The sequence below is a fragment of the Streptomyces sp. NPDC044984 genome (assembly GCF_040646935.1).
Lineage (GTDB): Bacteria > Actinomycetota > Actinomycetes > Streptomycetales > Streptomycetaceae > Streptomyces.
The window spans coordinates 1-14662 of the sequence record NZ_JBEZBE010000048.1 but is presented as its reverse complement, the minus strand read 5'-3'; the positions used below and the strand labels follow the sequence as shown (position 1 = coordinate 14662).

Genomic DNA, 14662 nt, shown 5'->3' with positions numbered 1-14662 from the left:
TGAGGTTTCTCCCAGCAAGGGGCATCTCAATAAATTATCCTGCCCTACCCCCACGCTCACCGCATTTTTTCCTGTGGTACACCTCGGGGGCGACGGTGTCTGCGATCGAGGTTCAGCCTCTGGACGTGACGGGCACAGGCGATACGGTCCAGGAGGGCCGTAGGGACGCGGCCCCCCGCCGCCGTCGACGGAAGCGAGTCGCATCTTGAACTTCCTCACCATCGGTCACCGCGGAGTCATGGGCGTCGAACCCGAGAACACCCTCCGGTCCTTCGTCGCCGCCCAGGAGGCGGGCCTCGATGTCATCGAACTCGACCTGCATCTGAGCAAGGACGGCGCGCTCGTCGTCATGCACGACACGGAGGTGGACCGCACCACGGACGGCACGGGCGCGATCGCCGACAAGACCCTCGCCGAGCTGCGCGCCCTGGACGCCGGGCGGGGCGAGCGGATCCCCGTCTTCGAGGAGGTGCTCGACGCCGTCCGGACGCCGCTGCAGGCCGAGATCAAGGACGTCCACGCGGCACGGGCGCTGGCCGGGGTGCTGAACGGACGGGACCTGGCCGGCCGGGTCGAGGTGTCCTCGTTCCACGACGAGGCGATCGCGGAGACCGCCCGCCTGGTGCCCGGGGTGCGTACGGCGCTCATCGCGAGCCGCTACGGCACGGACATCGTGGACCGGGCGGTCGGGGCCGGCGCCTCGACCGTCTGCCTCAACATCCGCCGGCTCACCCTGGAGACCGTGGAGCGGGCGCGGAAGGCCGGGCTGCGGATCATCGGCTGGGTGGTGAACACCCAGGACCACCTCAGACTGGTACGGGCCCTGGGGCTCGACGGAGCCACCACCGACTACCCGGAGATCAAGCGCACCGGGCGTTTCACCGCGTGAGCCGTCAGACCAGTTCCTTCACCAGCAGCTCGAACTCCAGGTCGTCCCGCTGCGGAACGCCGAAGCGCTCGTCGCCGTACGGGAAGGGCGTCATCCGTCCCGTACGGCGGTAGCCGCGCCGCTCGTACCAGGCGATCAGGTCCTCCCGCGCGGAGATCACCGTCATGTGCATCTCGTCCACGCCCCAGGTCTCGCGGGCCCGGCGTTCCGCCTCCGCGATGATCGTCCTGCCGAGTCCGGCGCCCTGGAGGGCGGGGCTGACCGCGAACATCCCGAAGTAGGCGTGCGCGCCGCGGTGTTCCAGCTGGCAGCAGGCGACCACGCGGCCGCCGCGCTCCACCGCGAGCAGCCGGCTGTCCGGCGCCTTGATCACCTCCAGCACGCCCTCCGGGTCGGTCCGCTGTCCTTCGAGGATGTCCGCCTCGGTGGTCCACCCGGCCCGGCTGGACTCGCCCCGGTACGCCGACTCGATCAGCGCGACGAGGACGTCCACATCGGCGTCGGTCGCGTCGCGGAAGGTCAGTGCGGTGTCGGTGGCGGATTCCATGGGCGCGTCTCCGGTTCGTCTGGGTGCCTTCCGGCGTGGCTCGGGCGGGAACGAGACTAACCCGGCCACTACGCTCGGCCGCATGGTGCACGTACTGAGCAGCCGCGTCCTGCTCCGCCCCACCGACCCCGACCGTTCCCGCGCCTTCTACGGGGAGCGGCTGGGCCTCGCCGTCCACCGCGAGTTCGGCACCGGCCCGGAACGCGGCACCGTCTACTTCCTCGGCGGGGGGTTCCTGGAGCTCTCGGGCCGCGCGGACCCCTCCTCGACGGCCTCCCCGGACGTACGGCTGTGGCTCCAGGTCGAGGACATCGCGGTGGCGCACGAGGAACTGGCGGCCGAGGGCGTCGACATCGTCCGTCCCCCGGTGCGGGAGCCGTGGGGCCTGCTCGAGATGTGGATCGCGGACCCGGACGGCACACCGATCGTGCTGGTCGAGATCCCGGCCGAGCACCCGCTGCGCCACCGGCCGGGCATCTGAGGGCGGCGCACGCCCGCGCCGGATGGCCGGGCCCGGAAGGCGGGCTTAGCGTGGCGGGGGGACGGAAGGAAGCGCCATGGAACAGTCCGCGCCGGTGACCGGCGGGCCCTGCTGGGCCGAGCTGGGGACCACCGATCCGGAGTCCGCCCGGCGGTTCTACACGCGGTTGTTCGGCTGGCGCCCCGGGACGGACCCGCGTCAGGAGCCGGGCGGCTGCACGGTCGCGTACCTCGGTGACGCGGCGGTCGCCGCGCTGGCGCCGCTGTACCAGGAGTCGCAGCCGGTGGCCTGGAACGTGTCGTTCGCGGTGACCGACGTCGAGGCCGCCCTCCGCGCGGTGGGGGCGGCGGGCGGACAGGCGCTGCTCGGCCCGACGGACGTGTTCGACGCGGGCCGTTCCGCGGTGGCCGTCGACCCCACCGGCGCCGTCTTCCAGCTGTGGCAGGCGGACGCCTTCCCGGGCGCCGGGGTGTTCGGCGTGCCCGGGTCCCTGGGCTGGGTGGAACTGATGACGCGGGCGCCGCGGCAGGCCGTGGCGTTCTACACCGGCGTGTTCGGCTGGAGCGTGGACGCCTCCCGGCGGTATCCGCAGTGGAGCGTCGGCGGAGCGGACTTCGGCGGCATGGTGACGATGGACGAGAAGTTCCCGCACGAGGTGCCGGCGCACTGGCTGCCGTACTTCGCCGTGGACGACGTGGACGACGCCGCGGTGACGACCACGACGGTGGAGGGCACGGTGCTGATGGAGCCCGTCTCGCATCCGGAGGGTCCGCGCATCGCGGTGCTCCGCGACCCGCAGGGGGCGATGTTCGGCGTGTACCGGGCGGCGGACGGGTGGTGAGCGGGGGACGGGCCCGCGGCCGTCACGTCCGCAGCGCGCCCAGGCGTCCTTCCAGCTGGCCGAGCAACTCACCGAGCAGGGCGGCGAGCTCGCCGAGTTCCGGGCCGTCCAGACCGGACAGCACGGCGGTCTCGTAGGCGAGCTGCGCGGGCAGGACGCCGTCGACCAGGTCGCGTCCGGAGTCGGTGAGGCGGACGTGGGCGACCCTGCGGTCGCGGGTGTCGCCGCGGCGTTCCACCAGTCCGCGTTCGGTGAGCTGCTTGAGGCGTTTGGTGACGGCGGCGCCCGAGGAGAAGGTCTCGCGGGCCAGCTCGCTGGGCGTCAGCTCGTGGCCGGTGCGGCGCAGCGCGCCCAGCAGGTCGAACTCCGGGCGGGTCAGCCCGGCGCGGCGCAGCGGGGCGTCCTCCGCCTGCTGGAGGAGGGCGGCGCAGCGGTTGATGCGGCCGATGACCTCCATGGGGCCGGTGTCGAGGCCGGGATGGACGGCCCGCCACTGCCGGACGACGGCGGCGACGGTGTCGCCCCGCGAGCGGCCGGGCGCGTCCCCGTCGGCCGTCTCCGGTCCCTCGCCGCCGGCCGCCGCTGGTCCTTCGGTCGCCGTCATGGCCGTACGTCCTCCGTGTTCGTGCCCGTGCCGGGGTCCGGGAGCAGGCCCTGGCGTCGTACCGTCGCCGCGAGCGTACGGTGTCCCGACCGCTCGGCGAGCACGACCCGCTCCTGGTCCGGTGCGCGCTGCCACCACTCGCCGGACGCGGCGTCGGCGGCGGCCCGCAGGTCGACCAGGGCGGCGGCGAGGCCGCGGCGGGCGGCGTCCAGGGCGGCGGGGGCGGGCCGGGGCCCGGCCAGGAGGCGCGCGGCGTGTTCGCGTGCGCGGTCGGCCGCGGTGAGCGCCCGCTCCACGCGGTCGCCCGCCCGCCGGTTGGTGACGGCCACGGCGGCGGCGAAGCCGACCAGGGCGCCGACGAGGGTGTCCACCGCGCGTTCGGTGATCAGGTCGCCGGGCCGCTGATGACCGGCGAACTCGGTGACGAGCAGCGCCAGCGGGGTCACGCAGACGGTGCCGAGCCAGTAGTTGCGGCCGATGAGCGCCTCGGCGCCGAAGTTGCACAGCAGGCAGCAGAGCACGAGGGCGAGCGGGCCGAGGTGGGCGACGGGGACGAGGGCGGCGAAGAGCAGCACGCCGGCGAGGTTGCCGACGACGCGCTGGACGGCCCGGTTCCAGGTGAGGGTGATGTTGGCCTGGTAGAGCGAGGCCGCGGTGACCAGGGCCCAGTACGGGCGGCCGATGCCGAGGGCGAGGGAGGCGTAGCCGGCGAGGGCGCAGCCGAGGGCGGTGCGGACGGCGATCGGGGCGAGGGGGCCGAGCCCGGCCCACGGGGGGCGTGGCGGGGTGGCGCGCTCGACGGCCGCGCCGAGGAGTTCGCCGTCGTCCGCGCGGGGGTCGTCGGCGCGCGGGACGGCACCGGTGCCGCGCAGTGCGCCGGCCCAGGCGCGCAGGCGTTCGGGGTCGGCGTCGGCGGGCGCGGCGAGCGCGACCTCCGCGCGGACGACGAGCCGTTCGAGGGCGCGGCGGGTGGCGGAGGGCCGGTCGCCGGTGGAGAGCAGGGACTGCCAGGCGGCCTGTACGGCGGCGTAGGCGGCGGCGCGGGCCCCCGTGTGACCGTCGCCGGTGCCGCCGGTCCCGGCGTACGCGGCGGCGGCGTTCAGCGCCTGGGCGGTGGCGCGGCGCTCGGGGCCGTGCGGCCGCAGCGGCGCGGGCGCCATGCCCACCAGATAGGCCCAGGCACCGGCCGCGGCGGCGAGCGCGAGATGGCCGGGGACCTGTCCGAGGGTCCCCGGCACGAACAGCGCGGCGGAGCTGACGAAGGTGAGGATCACCGGGCCGGGCGGGCCGACGCGGGTGGCGTCGCACAGCGCCTTCTGCACGGCGGCCAGGACGGCGCCGACGGTGACCAGGACCACGGCATTCCCGGTGAGGGAGGCGGCGACCAGGGAGACGGCGAGGCCGCCGAGCATGCCGAGCACCACCCACGCCAGCACCCTGGCCCGGGCGGCGTACGGGCGGTTGTGGGCGTAGAGGGCGCACAGGGACCCCGCCATGGTGTACATCGCGAGGTCGAGCCGGCCGAGGGCCACCAGGAGCAGGCTGGGCGGTGCGACCGCGGCGACCACGCTGAGGGCCGGCTTGAACCAGATGTCGGAGGGCTGCCCGAGACGCAGCGCGGCGGCGAGCGGAAGGCGCCGGGCCGCCCGCGGAGCGGTGGGGGTGGGGGGAGTACTGCTCATGAAGAACAAGGTTAACAGGTGTTTTACTCGTGAAATATGTGCGCCGGGTCGCCGCACTCCCCCGGGCGCTCCCCCGCACCCCCGTGCGCTCGGGTGTCCGCCGCCGGGACCGGGCATGCCTTGACCGACCGTCGAGCGGGCCGAGGGGGAGGTTCGGGTGCACGGACCGGTGTCGTCCGGCTGGCTGCTGGTCGCGCTCTGCGCGGCGACCGGCGCCTACTGTCTGCTGCGCATGCGCAGCCATGTGGTGGAGCAGCGCCGCGCCGCGGGCGGTGAGGCGCTCATGGGCTTCGGCATGGCCGTGATGGCCGTGCCCGCGGCGGTGTTCACCCCGCCGGCCTGGGCCTGGGCGGCCCTCGCGGTGGTGTTCGGCGCGGCCGGGCTGCACGCGCTGTGGGCGGCCCGCACCGGCGCGCGCCATCTGCACCATCTGATCGGGGCCGGGGCGATGGTGTACATGGCGGCGACCATGGCCGCCGCCACCGGGCGGGGACACGGGCACGGCGGCTCGGGCACACCCCTGCTGACCGGGGCCCTGCTGCTCTACTTCGTCGCGTACGTGCTCGCCACCGGCGTACGACTGGTGCCCGTGGCCGCCGTGACGGGGGGCGGCCGGGGCGCGGGATGGGGTGACCGGCCGGAGCTGGCGCGGGCCTGCCGGCTGTCCATGGGGATCGCGATGGTGGCGATGCTGCTGATGATGTGAGGGTGGGACACACGGTGCCGCGGCGACCGTGCGGGACCGTTGCCTGCGTCACTTCGGTCCGTCCGTCCGTGTCCCCGGGCGGCCCGCGCTCATAGGCTGGACGCATGATCCTCCCCGCGGCCCTGCTGCTGCTCGGCGTCCTGACCGCTGTCATGGGTCCCCGGCTGCTCGCCCGGGCCGACTGGCCGGACCGTGAACCGGTGGTGGCTCTGTGGGCGTGGCAGTGCGTGATCGCGGCGGTGCTGCTGTGCTGCGCGCTGTCGATGACGTTCAGCGCGGCGGCCGCCTGGCGAGCGGTGGGCGGCCATGTGTTCGCCACCGCACCCCGCGCGGTCGTGGAGGCGTACGCGCTCGGTACGGCCGGACTCTGGGCGCAGACCACCGCGGTGGCACTGGCGTGCGGCGGGCTGTGGAGCGCGGCGATGCTGGTCCGGGAGGTCGTACGAGCCCGCGCCCGGCGCCGGACGCGCCGCGCCGAACTGCGGGTGCGGGCCCCGCTGCTGCCCGGGGAGCAGCCGGGCTCCGACCGGCTCGTGGTCCTGGAGGGCGAGCGGCCCGACGCCTGGTGGCTGCCCGGCACCCCGCCCCGGCTCGTCGTCACCACGGCCGCGTTGCGCCGGCTGAAGGGCAGGCAGCTGGACGCCGTGCTCGCCCACGAGCGGGGGCACGCGCAGGCCCGGCACGACTGGCTGCTGCACTGCTCCTCCGCGCTGGCGGGCGGTTTCCCGCAGGTGCCGGTGTTCGCGGCGTTCCGCGACGAGATGCACCGGCTGGTCGAACTCGCCGCCGACGACACGGCGTCCCGCCGCGTCGGCCGGCTGACCACGGCCCTCGCTCTGGTGGAACTCAACGAACACCGCGGGGTGTTCGGCGGCCCCTGTCCGACCCCGCAGGCCCATGTCCCGGCCCGGGTGCGCCGGCTGCTCACTCCCCCGGACCGGCTCACCGCGGGACGCCGGCTGCGGCTCACGGCGGTGGCGTCGCTGGTTCCGGTGATCCCGGTACTGGTGGCGTTCGCACCGGGGCTGCGGGCGCTCGGCTAGCCCGGGCCCGAACGCCGCGCCACGTCCCACGGGCACCAGCGCCCCGCTCTCGCGGGCGCCCGCGCCGCTGGGGCGGCACGGGCGGGCGACGGGGGTACCCCCCGCTCGAGCGCAGCCGAGAGCGGGGGAGGCACCCCACCGACGCCGGGCCGCGCAACCCCACCCCCGCTCCGCACCAACGCCGGGCCGCGCGCCCCCGGCCGACGCGAGCCCGAAGAAGGCCTGCGGAAGCGGGTACTGGCTCCGGACACCGGCACTCGGAGAGGATCGCCCCATGCATACCCCCCACATCGAATCCCCGCCCAGGCCACCGGAGCACCGTCCGGTCACCCTGTCCACCGGAGTGCTCGCGCTGTGCTCGGTACTGCTGCTGACGCTCGTCGGCGTCGAGTGGCGCCCGCTGCTCGAGCTGGACGCCGACATCGCCCGGACCACGCACCGCTGGGCGGTCGAGGAGCGGGGGCTGACGCAGACGTCCCGCATCCTGACGGACTGGGTCTGGGACCCCTGGACGATGCGGGTGCTGTGCGGTGTGGCGGCGGCGCTGCTCGCCTGGCGGTACGCGGCCCCCTGGTCGGCGCTCTGGCTGGTGCTCACGGTCGCCGTCGCGACGGCGGTGCAGCAGGGGCTGAAGGCCGCGCTGGACCGCGCCCGCCCGGTCTGGCCCGACCCGGTGGACTCCGCGCACTACGCGGCGTTCCCGTCGGGGCACGCCATGACCGCGACGGTCGTCTGCGGTCTGCTGCTGTGGCTGCTGCACCGTCACGGTGTGGGCCGCGTCTTGTGGCGCACGGCGCTGGCCGTGGCGGTCCTCTCGGTGACCGGCGTCGGTCTCACCCGGGTCTGGCTCGGCGTCCACTGGCCCACGGACGTCCTGGGCGGCTGGCTGACCGGCGCCCTGGTGGTGGCGGCGGCCGTGACGGTCCACCGGCGGCGGTGTCCGGAGCGCCGGTGAGCCGGGCCCCTGGACCGGGGCTGCTTCCACCGCGAACGGTGCCGTTCACTTCGGACGATCCCCCGCGTCGCCCGAAGTGAACGGCACCCCGACGAGGCCCGCCAAGGGGCCTCACCGGATGCGCTGAGTATAGTTGGCTGGCAGCCAGTCAACGCAGGAGTCCAGCATGTCCCCGCGCAGCGCCCTGGTCAATGAAGAGTTGCGGAGGCGTTCGAAGGAGCGGCTTCTGCACGCCGCCGTGGAGTTGGTCGACGAGCACGGGTACGAGGCGACGACGCTGGGCGACATCGCCGACCGGGCGGGCTCCGCACGGGGCCTGGTGTCGTACTACTTCCCGGGAAAGCGCCAGCTCGTGCAGTCCGCCGTGCACCGGCTGATGCACCGCACCCTGGAGGAGGCCCTGGAGCGGGAGCCGCACACCGAGGACGGCCGGGAGCGGATGGCGCGGGCCATCGACGCGATCCTGGGCCTGGCGCGGGACCGGCCGCTCCTGATGCGCCAGCACATGGCCGGACTGCTGCAGGCCGAGGGTTTCCTGCCCTGCCCCGAGCAACGGCGGCTGGCGGAGCTGCTGAGCGACACCGTCGCCCGGCACGGCTCCCCCGACGTCGACGCGGACTATCCGATGCTGCGCGCCCTGCTGATGGGCGCCGTGTACGCGGCCCTGGTGCCGGGCGCGCCCATGCCGGTCCCGGTGCTGCGCGCGGAGCTGTTCAAGCGCTACCGGCTCGACTGGGAGATGGGCGTCCCGCCGGACACCGAGGTGCCCGGCGGGACGTGTGGCAAGGACCGGACGGACATGGCCCGGTTCTTCGCGACGGAGCCGGACGCTCAGTCGAAGTAGTCCGGCTGGGTCTGCACGTTGAGCTCACGCAGCTGGACCCAGCGGGCCGGGTCCGTGCGCCGGTCGTCGATCTTCAGGACGTCGAAGCCCTTGGCCATGTCGTTCGAGTAGATGTAGCCGTTGTAGTAGTACGCCGACCAGGAGCCGCCGGTGACGAGCTGGTCCGTGGACAGCGGGCCGCGCTCGAAGTAGGCGATCTCCTTCGGCTTCGAGGAGTCGGTGAAGTCCCAGACGGAGACGCCGCCCTGGTACCAGGCCTGGACCATCAGGTCCTTGCCCTTGACCGGGATCAGCGAGCCGTTGTGGGCCACGCAGTTCTCGGTGTCCGCCTGGTGGCGGGGGATCTTGAAGTAGCTGCGGAAGACCAGCTTCTGCCGGTCGCCCTTGCCGACGATGTCGTAGATGCCGTCAGCGCCGCGGTTCGGGCCGATCTCCGCGTTGCAGGTGGCGCCGCCACCGCCGCCCAGCTCGTCGGTGAAGACGACCTTGTTCGCCTTCTGGTTGAAGGTCGCCGAGTGCCAGAACGCGAAGTTGACGTTGTCCTGCACCCGGTCGATCACCTTGGGCCGCTCGGGGTCCTTGATGGAGAACAGGATGCCGTCGCCCATGCAGGCACCGGCGGCCAGGTCCTTCGACGGCAGCACGGTGATGTCGTGGCAGCCGGTGGTCTTGGAGACGCCCGGGTTGGTGGGCCCGCCGGGGTTGCCGCCGCCGTCCGGTCCCTCACCCGGGAACAGCACCGGGAAGCCGACCAGCGCCGCCTTGTGCGGGGCCTTGCGCGGCACCTTGATCACCGAGATGCCGTCGTGCGGCGGCTGGCAGTCGGGGTAGGCCGCGTTCGGCGAGTACGACGAGACGTAGACGTAGACGTTCTTGCGCTCGGGCACCAGCGTGTGGGTGTGCGAGCCGCAGGCGGTCTCGACGGCGGCGACGTAGCGCGGGTTGCGCTTGTCGCTGATGTCGAAGACCTTCATGCCCTCCCACGAGGACTTCTCGGTCGCCGGCTGCGTGGTGCTGTTGCAACTGCTGTCGCTGCGCGAGGAGTCGGTGGACAGGAACAGCAGGTCGCCGGAGACGGAGATGTCGTTCTGCGAGCCGGGGCACAGCACCTGGGCCACCGTCTTCGGCGCCTTCGGGTCGCTGATGTCGAAGATGCGGAAGCCGTCGTAGTTGCCGGCGAAGGCGTACCGGCCCTGGAAGGCCAGGTCCGAATTGGTGCCGGACAGCGCGTCCTTGGGGATGTTGGCCACGTGCCGGATGTTGTCGGAGTGGACGATCTCGTCCTGGGCGGGTATCTCGCCGCTCTGGATGGCCGCGCGCGCCTCGGCCTTGTCGCTGCGCGAGACCTCCTTCCCGGCGGTCGGCGAGTCCCCGGGGTCGGGGATCGCCACGGCCGGCGCGGCGGTGAGCAGCGCGGCCAGCAGCCCCCCGGCCGCCGCGGCAACTCCCAGGCGTCTGCGCCGGGTTCGGGAAACGCTCAACAGGATCACTGTTTTCCTCCCTGGTTCCGTTCACCTCGGAACGGTTTTCGCACCGGCAGTATCGTCGTGGACATGCACATACCAACAGAGGGCAACGCCATTGTCACGAAGTTTTTCGATCACTGTCGCGCGAAAGCATGCTAGGACGGTCGTCAACACTCACGAGGTGTCTTGCAACCTGCCAGCCACAGGAGGTCCTTGTGCACTACCGCCGTGCGTCACGCGTGTCCGTCGTCGCGGCCGGGCTGACCGCCCTGGCCGTACTCGGGCTCGTGGGCTGCGACTCCGGCACCGAGGGGACCAAGCCGGCCGCCGGGAGCGGGCCTTCGGTCATCGCGCCGGGTGAGCCCGGGGAGGCCAACCGGACCCTGTCGGCCGAGGAGGCCCGACGGCAGCGCGTCGAGGACGACTCCCCCAACTCGGCGGACGTGTCCTACGCGCGGATGATGATCCAGCACCACGCGCAGGCCCTGGAGATGACCGCACTGGTGCCGGACCGCGCCGAGTCGTCGAAGATCGTCAAGCTGGCCGAGCGCATCGCCGCCGCGCAGCAGCCGGAGATCAAGGCGATGAAGGCCTGGCTGAAGAGCCACGACGAGGCGGAGCACGACGACGGGCACGGGCACGACCACGCGACGATGCCCGGGATGGCCACGCAGGCCCAGCTGAAGCAGTTGCGCGCGGCCGACGGCGAGGCCTTCGACCAGCTCTTCCTCACCCTGATGATCACGCATCACCAGGGGGCGATCACCATGTCCACCGAGCTGAAGGGACAGGGCAACAACATCCGGATGGAGGAGATGGCGGACGACGTGGTGGCCCAGCAGACCAGCGAGATCGGCCGGATGCGCGACCTGATGTGACGGTGCGCCGGGCGGGCCGGTGACCGCGGGCCGCTCAGCGCCGGGCGTGCCGTGAGGGCAGCAGTCCCGCGTCGCGCGCCCGGCCGATGAGCCGGAGCGCCCCGCGCCGGCTGTACCCGGTCTCGTTCATCACGGCGAGGACCGGATCGGCTCCCCGCTCCTGTGCCGCGCGGTACGCCCGCGCCACGAGCCCCTGCTCCCGGGACCCCCTCGGCCGGGGGGACCGTTCCCGGTGCACGCCCGTACCGGCCCCGTCCCCGGGGTCCGGTCCGGTCTCGGCGCCGCTGGCCCGGGCCAGCGGCGCCTCGATCCAGTCGGCGAACAGGGCGAGGTCCTCCAGGGCCAGCGCGGGCCGGGCCCGTACGTCCTCGACGCAGACCCATCCCTCGCACACCGTCGCCAGCGCCTCGATGCGGGCCCCGTCGCCGAAGGCCAGCCGCACATGGAGCCACCGCGTCGCCCGCTCCCCCTCCCGCACCTCCCACGCGGGCCACACGGACACCGCACCCTCCGCCGGAGAGCGATCGGAAAGATGAAGAAAAGATGCCTCAAACACACACGCAACGTAACCGCGTGATCAGTTTCCCTCCGTAGAACACGCACCCCGGACGGCGGACGGCACCCTGTCAGCGGAGCGCGGACGGTGCCATGCTGGAGACAGCAGCGATCTCCTGTCGATCCCCCGACGTGAGGAGTTCCGCCGTGCTGCGTGTCGCCGTCATCGGTTCCGGGCCGAGCGGGTGCTACACCGCCCAGAGCCTCGTCCAGCAGGACGCCCGGGTGCGCGTGGACGTCCTGGACCGGCTGCCGTGCCCGTACGGTCTGGTCCGCTACGGGGTGGCGCCGGACCACGAGAAGATCAAGTCCCTGCAGAACGCCTTCCGCGCGGTCCTGGAACACGAGCGCGTGCGCTTTCTCGGCGGGGTGCCGGTCGGGCCGGGCGGGGTGCCGGTCGCGCGGCTGCGGGAGCTGTACCACGCGGTGGTGTACTGCGTGGGCGCCGCCACGGACCGGCGGCTGGGCATTCCGGGCGAGGAGCTGCCGGGCAGCTGGTCGGCGACGGAGTTCGTGTCCTGGTACAGCGCGCACCCGGACGCCGCCGACGGCGGCTTCCTGCGCGGGGTGCGGTCGGCGGTGGTCATCGGGATGGGGAACGTCGCCGTGGACGTGACGCGCATGCTGGCCCGGGGGGCGACGGAGCTGAGCCCGACCGACATGCCGCACGCGGCCCTGACCGCACTCGCGGCGAGCCGGGTGGACCGCGTCCACATGGTGGGCCGGCGCGGCCCCTCCCAGGCCCGCTTCACCACCAAGGAGCTGCGCGAACTGGGGGCCCTGCCGGACACCGGAATCGCCGTGGACCCGGCCGAGGCGGCCCAGGACCCGGCGTACACGGACCCGTCCGCGCTCCCCGCCCCGCAGCGCCGCAACGTCGAGGTGCTGCGCGGCTGGGCCGGGGCGCCGGTGCCGGGCGCCCGGCGGCTGATCCGGCTGCGCTTCTTCCTCCGCCCGGCCGAACTGATCGCCCGGGAGGGCAGGGTGGGCGCGGTGCGTTTCGAGCGGACGGCGCCGGACGGACACGGCGGCGTCACGGGCACGGGGCGGTTCGAGGACATCGAGGCGCAGCTGGTGCTGCGCTCGGTGGGGTACCGCGGGGTGCCGCTGGAGGGGCTGCCGTTCGACGCGGCCGGCGGCACGGTTCCGCATCTCGCCGGGCGGGTGCTGCGGGAGGGCGCGGTCGCTCCGGGCGAGTACGTGGCGGGCTGGATCAAGCGCGGCCCGACGGGCGTCATCGGCACGAACCGGCCCTGCGCGAAGGAGACGGTGGCCTCCCTGCTGCGGGACGCGCCCTTCCTCACCGACCGCGACCTGCCCGGTGACCCGCTGGCGGCGCTGCGGGCCGAGGGCGTCGAACCGGTCGGCTGGACGGGCTGGCAGGCGATCGAACACGCCGAGGCGGAACTGGGCGCCTCCCTGGGCCGGAGCGTCGTCAAACTCCCCGACTGGGAGTCCCTGCTCGCGGCGGCCCGCACGGCCGGCCCGTGAGCGGACCGGTCAGGCCGTGCCGCGGCGGGCCTCCTGGCGGGCGGCCGCGGTGAGGAGGCAGTCGAGGAGGCCCGGGAAGAGGTCGTCCAGGTCGGCCCGGCGCAGGCCGTTCATCTTGGCGGTGCCCTCGTAGACCTGCCGGATCACGCCGCTCTCGCGCAGCACCCGGAAGTGGTGCGTGGTGGTGGACTTGGTGACCGGCAGGTCGAACTGCGAGCAGGTCAGCTCGACGCCCTCGGCGGCGAGCTCGCGGACGATCCGCAGCCGCATGGGGTCGGAGAGCGCGTGCAGCACGCCCTCCAGCCGGATCTCCCCGCGCGCCGGGTGCGGCAGATCGCGGCTGCTGAGGGCGGGGGAGGCAGTCGTCACGGCGGCTCACATTCGGTCCGGGAATCCTTATGGTACGAGAACCCTCGTAGTTTGACATCCTCCGTACTACGATGCCTATCGTACGAACCTCGCCCGTCCCGGCCCCCGCCGAATGGAGCCCACCGTGAGCACGCTGTTCCAGCCGTACACCCTGCGCGACGTGACCATCCCCAACCGGGTGTGGATGCCTCCGATGTGCCAGTACTCGGCCGCACCCGAAGGCCCCGGGGCCGGTGCGCCCGGCGACTGGCACTTCGCGCACTACGCGGCCCGCGCGGCCGGCGGCACGGGACTGATCGTCGTGGAGGCCACCGCCGTGTCGCCGGAGGGCCGGATCTCGCCCTACGACCTCGGCATCTGGAACGACACCCAGGTGGAGGCGTTCCGCCGGATCACCCGCTTCCTCGTGTCGCAGGGCACCGTCCCCGCCGTCCAGCTCGCGCACGCCGGACGCAAGGCGTCGACCGAGCGGCCCTGGAAGGGCGGCGCGCCGGTCGGGCCGGAGGCGTACGGCTGGCAGCCGGTGGCGCCGAGCCCGCTCGCCTTCGACGAGCGCCACCCGACACCGGACGAGCTGACCGTCGACCGGATCCGGGACGTGGTCGGCCAGTTCCGCGCCGCCGCCCGCCGGGCGCTCGCCGCCGGGTTCGAGATCGCCGAGATCCACGGCGCCCACGGCTACCTGATCAACGAGTTCCTGTCCCCGCACTCCAACCACCGCACCGACGCCTACGGCGGCTCGTACGAGAACCGGACGCGGTTCGCGCTCGAGGTGGTCGACGCCGTGCGCGAGGAGTGGCCGGACGACAAGCCGCTGTTCTTCCGGATTTCGGCCACGGATTGGCTGGAGGAGCACGGCTGGACCCCGGACGACACCGTCCGCTTCGCCTCCGAGCTGCACGCCCACGGCATCGACCTGCTCGACGTCTCCACCGGCGGCAACGCCTCCGGCGTCCGCATCCCGACCGGGCCCGGCTACCAGGTCCCCTTCGCCGCGCGGGTGCGCGCCGAGACGCCGATGCCGGTCGCCGCCGTGGGGCTGATCACCGACGCCGAGCAGGCGGAGAAGATCGTGGCCAACGGCGAGGCGGACGCGGTGCTCCTCGGCCGCGAGCTGCTCCGCAACCCCTCGTGGGCCCGGCACGCGGCCCGTGAGCTGGGCGGCGAGGTCCATGTGCCGGACCAGTACCACCGCTCGGTCTGAGCCCGCACCGCCACCACGCCGGCGGCCCGGGGTGCCCCTCGGCGGCCAGCCGGTCGGCCTCGGCGAACTGGTGGAACGCCGACGGGGTCTGGTTGAGCACGGTCACT

16 protein-coding genes are annotated in these 14662 nt (G+C 73.6%); 10 read left to right on the top strand and 6 right to left on the bottom strand.

The window, feature by feature from the left end; translation table 11 throughout:
- The first annotated feature begins 205 nt into the window (after positions 1-205).
- Positions 206-889 (top strand): glycerophosphodiester phosphodiesterase family protein, encoded by a 684-nt coding sequence (locus AB0A94_RS34545; protein WP_361750392.1) that lies wholly within the window; start codon positions 206-208, stop codon positions 887-889.
- 4 nt (positions 890-893) lie between these two features.
- Here the strand turns inward: AB0A94_RS34545 and AB0A94_RS34540 are convergent, their stop codons facing one another.
- Complete coding sequence (locus AB0A94_RS34540; RefSeq protein WP_361750390.1) at positions 894-1436, bottom strand: N-acetyltransferase; 543 nt, start codon at positions 1434-1436, stop codon at positions 894-896.
- A gap of 82 nt (positions 1437-1518) precedes the next feature.
- Between AB0A94_RS34540 and AB0A94_RS34535 the strand changes: the two genes are divergently transcribed.
- Entirely contained in the window at positions 1519-1917 is a 399-nt protein-coding gene (locus AB0A94_RS34535; protein ID WP_361750388.1) for a VOC family protein, read from the top strand.
- A 76-nt stretch (positions 1918-1993) separates the two neighbouring features.
- On the top strand, positions 1994-2758 hold the full coding sequence (locus AB0A94_RS34530; RefSeq protein ID WP_361750386.1) for a VOC family protein: 765 nt from the start codon (positions 1994-1996) through the stop codon (positions 2756-2758).
- A gap of 22 nt (positions 2759-2780) precedes the next feature.
- Here the strand turns inward: AB0A94_RS34530 and AB0A94_RS34525 are convergent, their stop codons facing one another.
- Complete coding sequence (locus AB0A94_RS34525; protein ID WP_361750384.1) at positions 2781-3362, bottom strand: MarR family transcriptional regulator; 582 nt, start codon at positions 3360-3362, stop codon at positions 2781-2783.
- Positions 3359-5044: an FUSC family protein gene (locus AB0A94_RS34520; protein WP_361750382.1), complete on the bottom strand. Its 1686-nt coding sequence runs from the start codon at positions 5042-5044 to the stop codon at positions 3359-3361. Before AB0A94_RS34520 ends, AB0A94_RS34525 begins: the two co-directional genes overlap by 4 nt.
- Positions 5045-5201: 157 nt before the next feature.
- On the opposite strand from AB0A94_RS34520, the gene AB0A94_RS34515 reads away from it, so the two are divergent.
- The 4 genes from AB0A94_RS34515 to AB0A94_RS34500 all read left to right on the top strand — a co-directional run bounded on the left by AB0A94_RS34515 (position 5202) and on the right by AB0A94_RS34500 (position 8592).
- The gene (locus AB0A94_RS34515; RefSeq protein WP_361750380.1) at positions 5202-5750 is read left to right on the top strand and encodes a DUF5134 domain-containing protein; all 549 of its coding nucleotides are present in this window, start codon (positions 5202-5204) and stop codon (positions 5748-5750) included.
- A 104-nt stretch (positions 5751-5854) separates the two neighbouring features.
- Positions 5855-6793: a M56 family metallopeptidase gene (locus AB0A94_RS34510; RefSeq protein ID WP_361750378.1), complete on the top strand. Its 939-nt coding sequence runs from the start codon at positions 5855-5857 to the stop codon at positions 6791-6793.
- Between the two features lie 274 nt (positions 6794-7067).
- Positions 7068-7748 (top strand): phosphatase PAP2 family protein, encoded by a 681-nt coding sequence (locus AB0A94_RS34505; RefSeq protein ID WP_361750376.1) that lies wholly within the window; start codon positions 7068-7070, stop codon positions 7746-7748.
- A 166-nt stretch (positions 7749-7914) separates the two neighbouring features.
- Positions 7915-8592, top strand: coding sequence for a helix-turn-helix domain-containing protein (locus AB0A94_RS34500; RefSeq protein ID WP_361750375.1), 678 nt, complete (start codon positions 7915-7917; stop codon positions 8590-8592).
- Here AB0A94_RS34500 and AB0A94_RS34495 read toward each other — a convergent pair.
- On the bottom strand, positions 8580-10082 hold the full coding sequence (locus AB0A94_RS34495; protein ID WP_361750373.1) for a hypothetical protein: 1503 nt from the start codon (positions 10080-10082) through the stop codon (positions 8580-8582). The two genes, AB0A94_RS34500 and AB0A94_RS34495, sit on opposite strands and share 13 nt — an antisense overlap.
- Before the next feature lie 191 nt (positions 10083-10273).
- Between AB0A94_RS34495 and AB0A94_RS34490 the strand changes: the two genes are divergently transcribed.
- Complete coding sequence (locus AB0A94_RS34490) at positions 10274-10936, top strand: DUF305 domain-containing protein (protein WP_361750371.1); 663 nt, start codon at positions 10274-10276, stop codon at positions 10934-10936.
- A 34-nt stretch (positions 10937-10970) separates the two neighbouring features.
- On the opposite strand, the gene AB0A94_RS34485 is transcribed toward AB0A94_RS34490, so the two are convergent.
- Positions 10971-11438 carry a DUF6214 family protein gene (locus AB0A94_RS34485; RefSeq protein WP_361750369.1) on the bottom strand — a complete coding sequence of 156 codons (468 nt, stop codon included), beginning with the start codon at positions 11436-11438 and terminating at the stop codon, positions 10971-10973.
- Between the two features lie 200 nt (positions 11439-11638).
- On the opposite strand from AB0A94_RS34485, the gene AB0A94_RS34480 reads away from it, so the two are divergent.
- Positions 11639-12982: an FAD-dependent oxidoreductase gene (locus AB0A94_RS34480; RefSeq protein WP_361750367.1), complete on the top strand. Its 1344-nt coding sequence runs from the start codon at positions 11639-11641 to the stop codon at positions 12980-12982.
- 9 nt (positions 12983-12991) lie between these two features.
- Here AB0A94_RS34480 and AB0A94_RS34475 read toward each other — a convergent pair whose 3' ends face one another.
- Positions 12992-13351, bottom strand: coding sequence for a helix-turn-helix transcriptional regulator (locus AB0A94_RS34475; RefSeq protein WP_361750365.1), 360 nt, complete (start codon positions 13349-13351; stop codon positions 12992-12994).
- A 124-nt stretch (positions 13352-13475) separates the two neighbouring features.
- On the opposite strand from AB0A94_RS34475, the gene AB0A94_RS34470 reads away from it, so the two are divergent.
- The gene (locus AB0A94_RS34470; protein ID WP_361750363.1) at positions 13476-14555 is read left to right on the top strand and encodes an NADH:flavin oxidoreductase/NADH oxidase; all 1080 of its coding nucleotides are present in this window, start codon (positions 13476-13478) and stop codon (positions 14553-14555) included.
- Positions 14556-14662 lie beyond the last annotated feature (107 nt).

Coding starts and splice junctions, on each gene's coding strand:
- AB0A94_RS34540 (WP_361750390.1), bottom strand. CDS start 1,436: ATGGAATCCGCCACCGACACCGCACTGACCTTCCGCGACGCGACCGAC.
- AB0A94_RS34505 (WP_361750376.1), top strand. CDS start 7,068: ATGCATACCCCCCACATCGAATCCCCGCCCAGGCCACCGGAGCACCGT.
- AB0A94_RS34525 (WP_361750384.1), bottom strand. CDS start 3,362: ATGACGGCGACCGAAGGACCAGCGGCGGCCGGCGGCGAGGGACCGGAG.
- AB0A94_RS34510 (WP_361750378.1), top strand. CDS start 5,855: ATGATCCTCCCCGCGGCCCTGCTGCTGCTCGGCGTCCTGACCGCTGTC.
- AB0A94_RS34500 (WP_361750375.1), top strand. CDS start 7,915: ATGTCCCCGCGCAGCGCCCTGGTCAATGAAGAGTTGCGGAGGCGTTCG.
- AB0A94_RS34530 (WP_361750386.1), top strand. CDS start 1,994: ATGGAACAGTCCGCGCCGGTGACCGGCGGGCCCTGCTGGGCCGAGCTG.
- AB0A94_RS34535 (WP_361750388.1), top strand. CDS start 1,519: ATGGTGCACGTACTGAGCAGCCGCGTCCTGCTCCGCCCCACCGACCCC.
- AB0A94_RS34520 (WP_361750382.1), bottom strand. CDS start 5,044: ATGAGCAGTACTCCCCCCACCCCCACCGCTCCGCGGGCGGCCCGGCGC.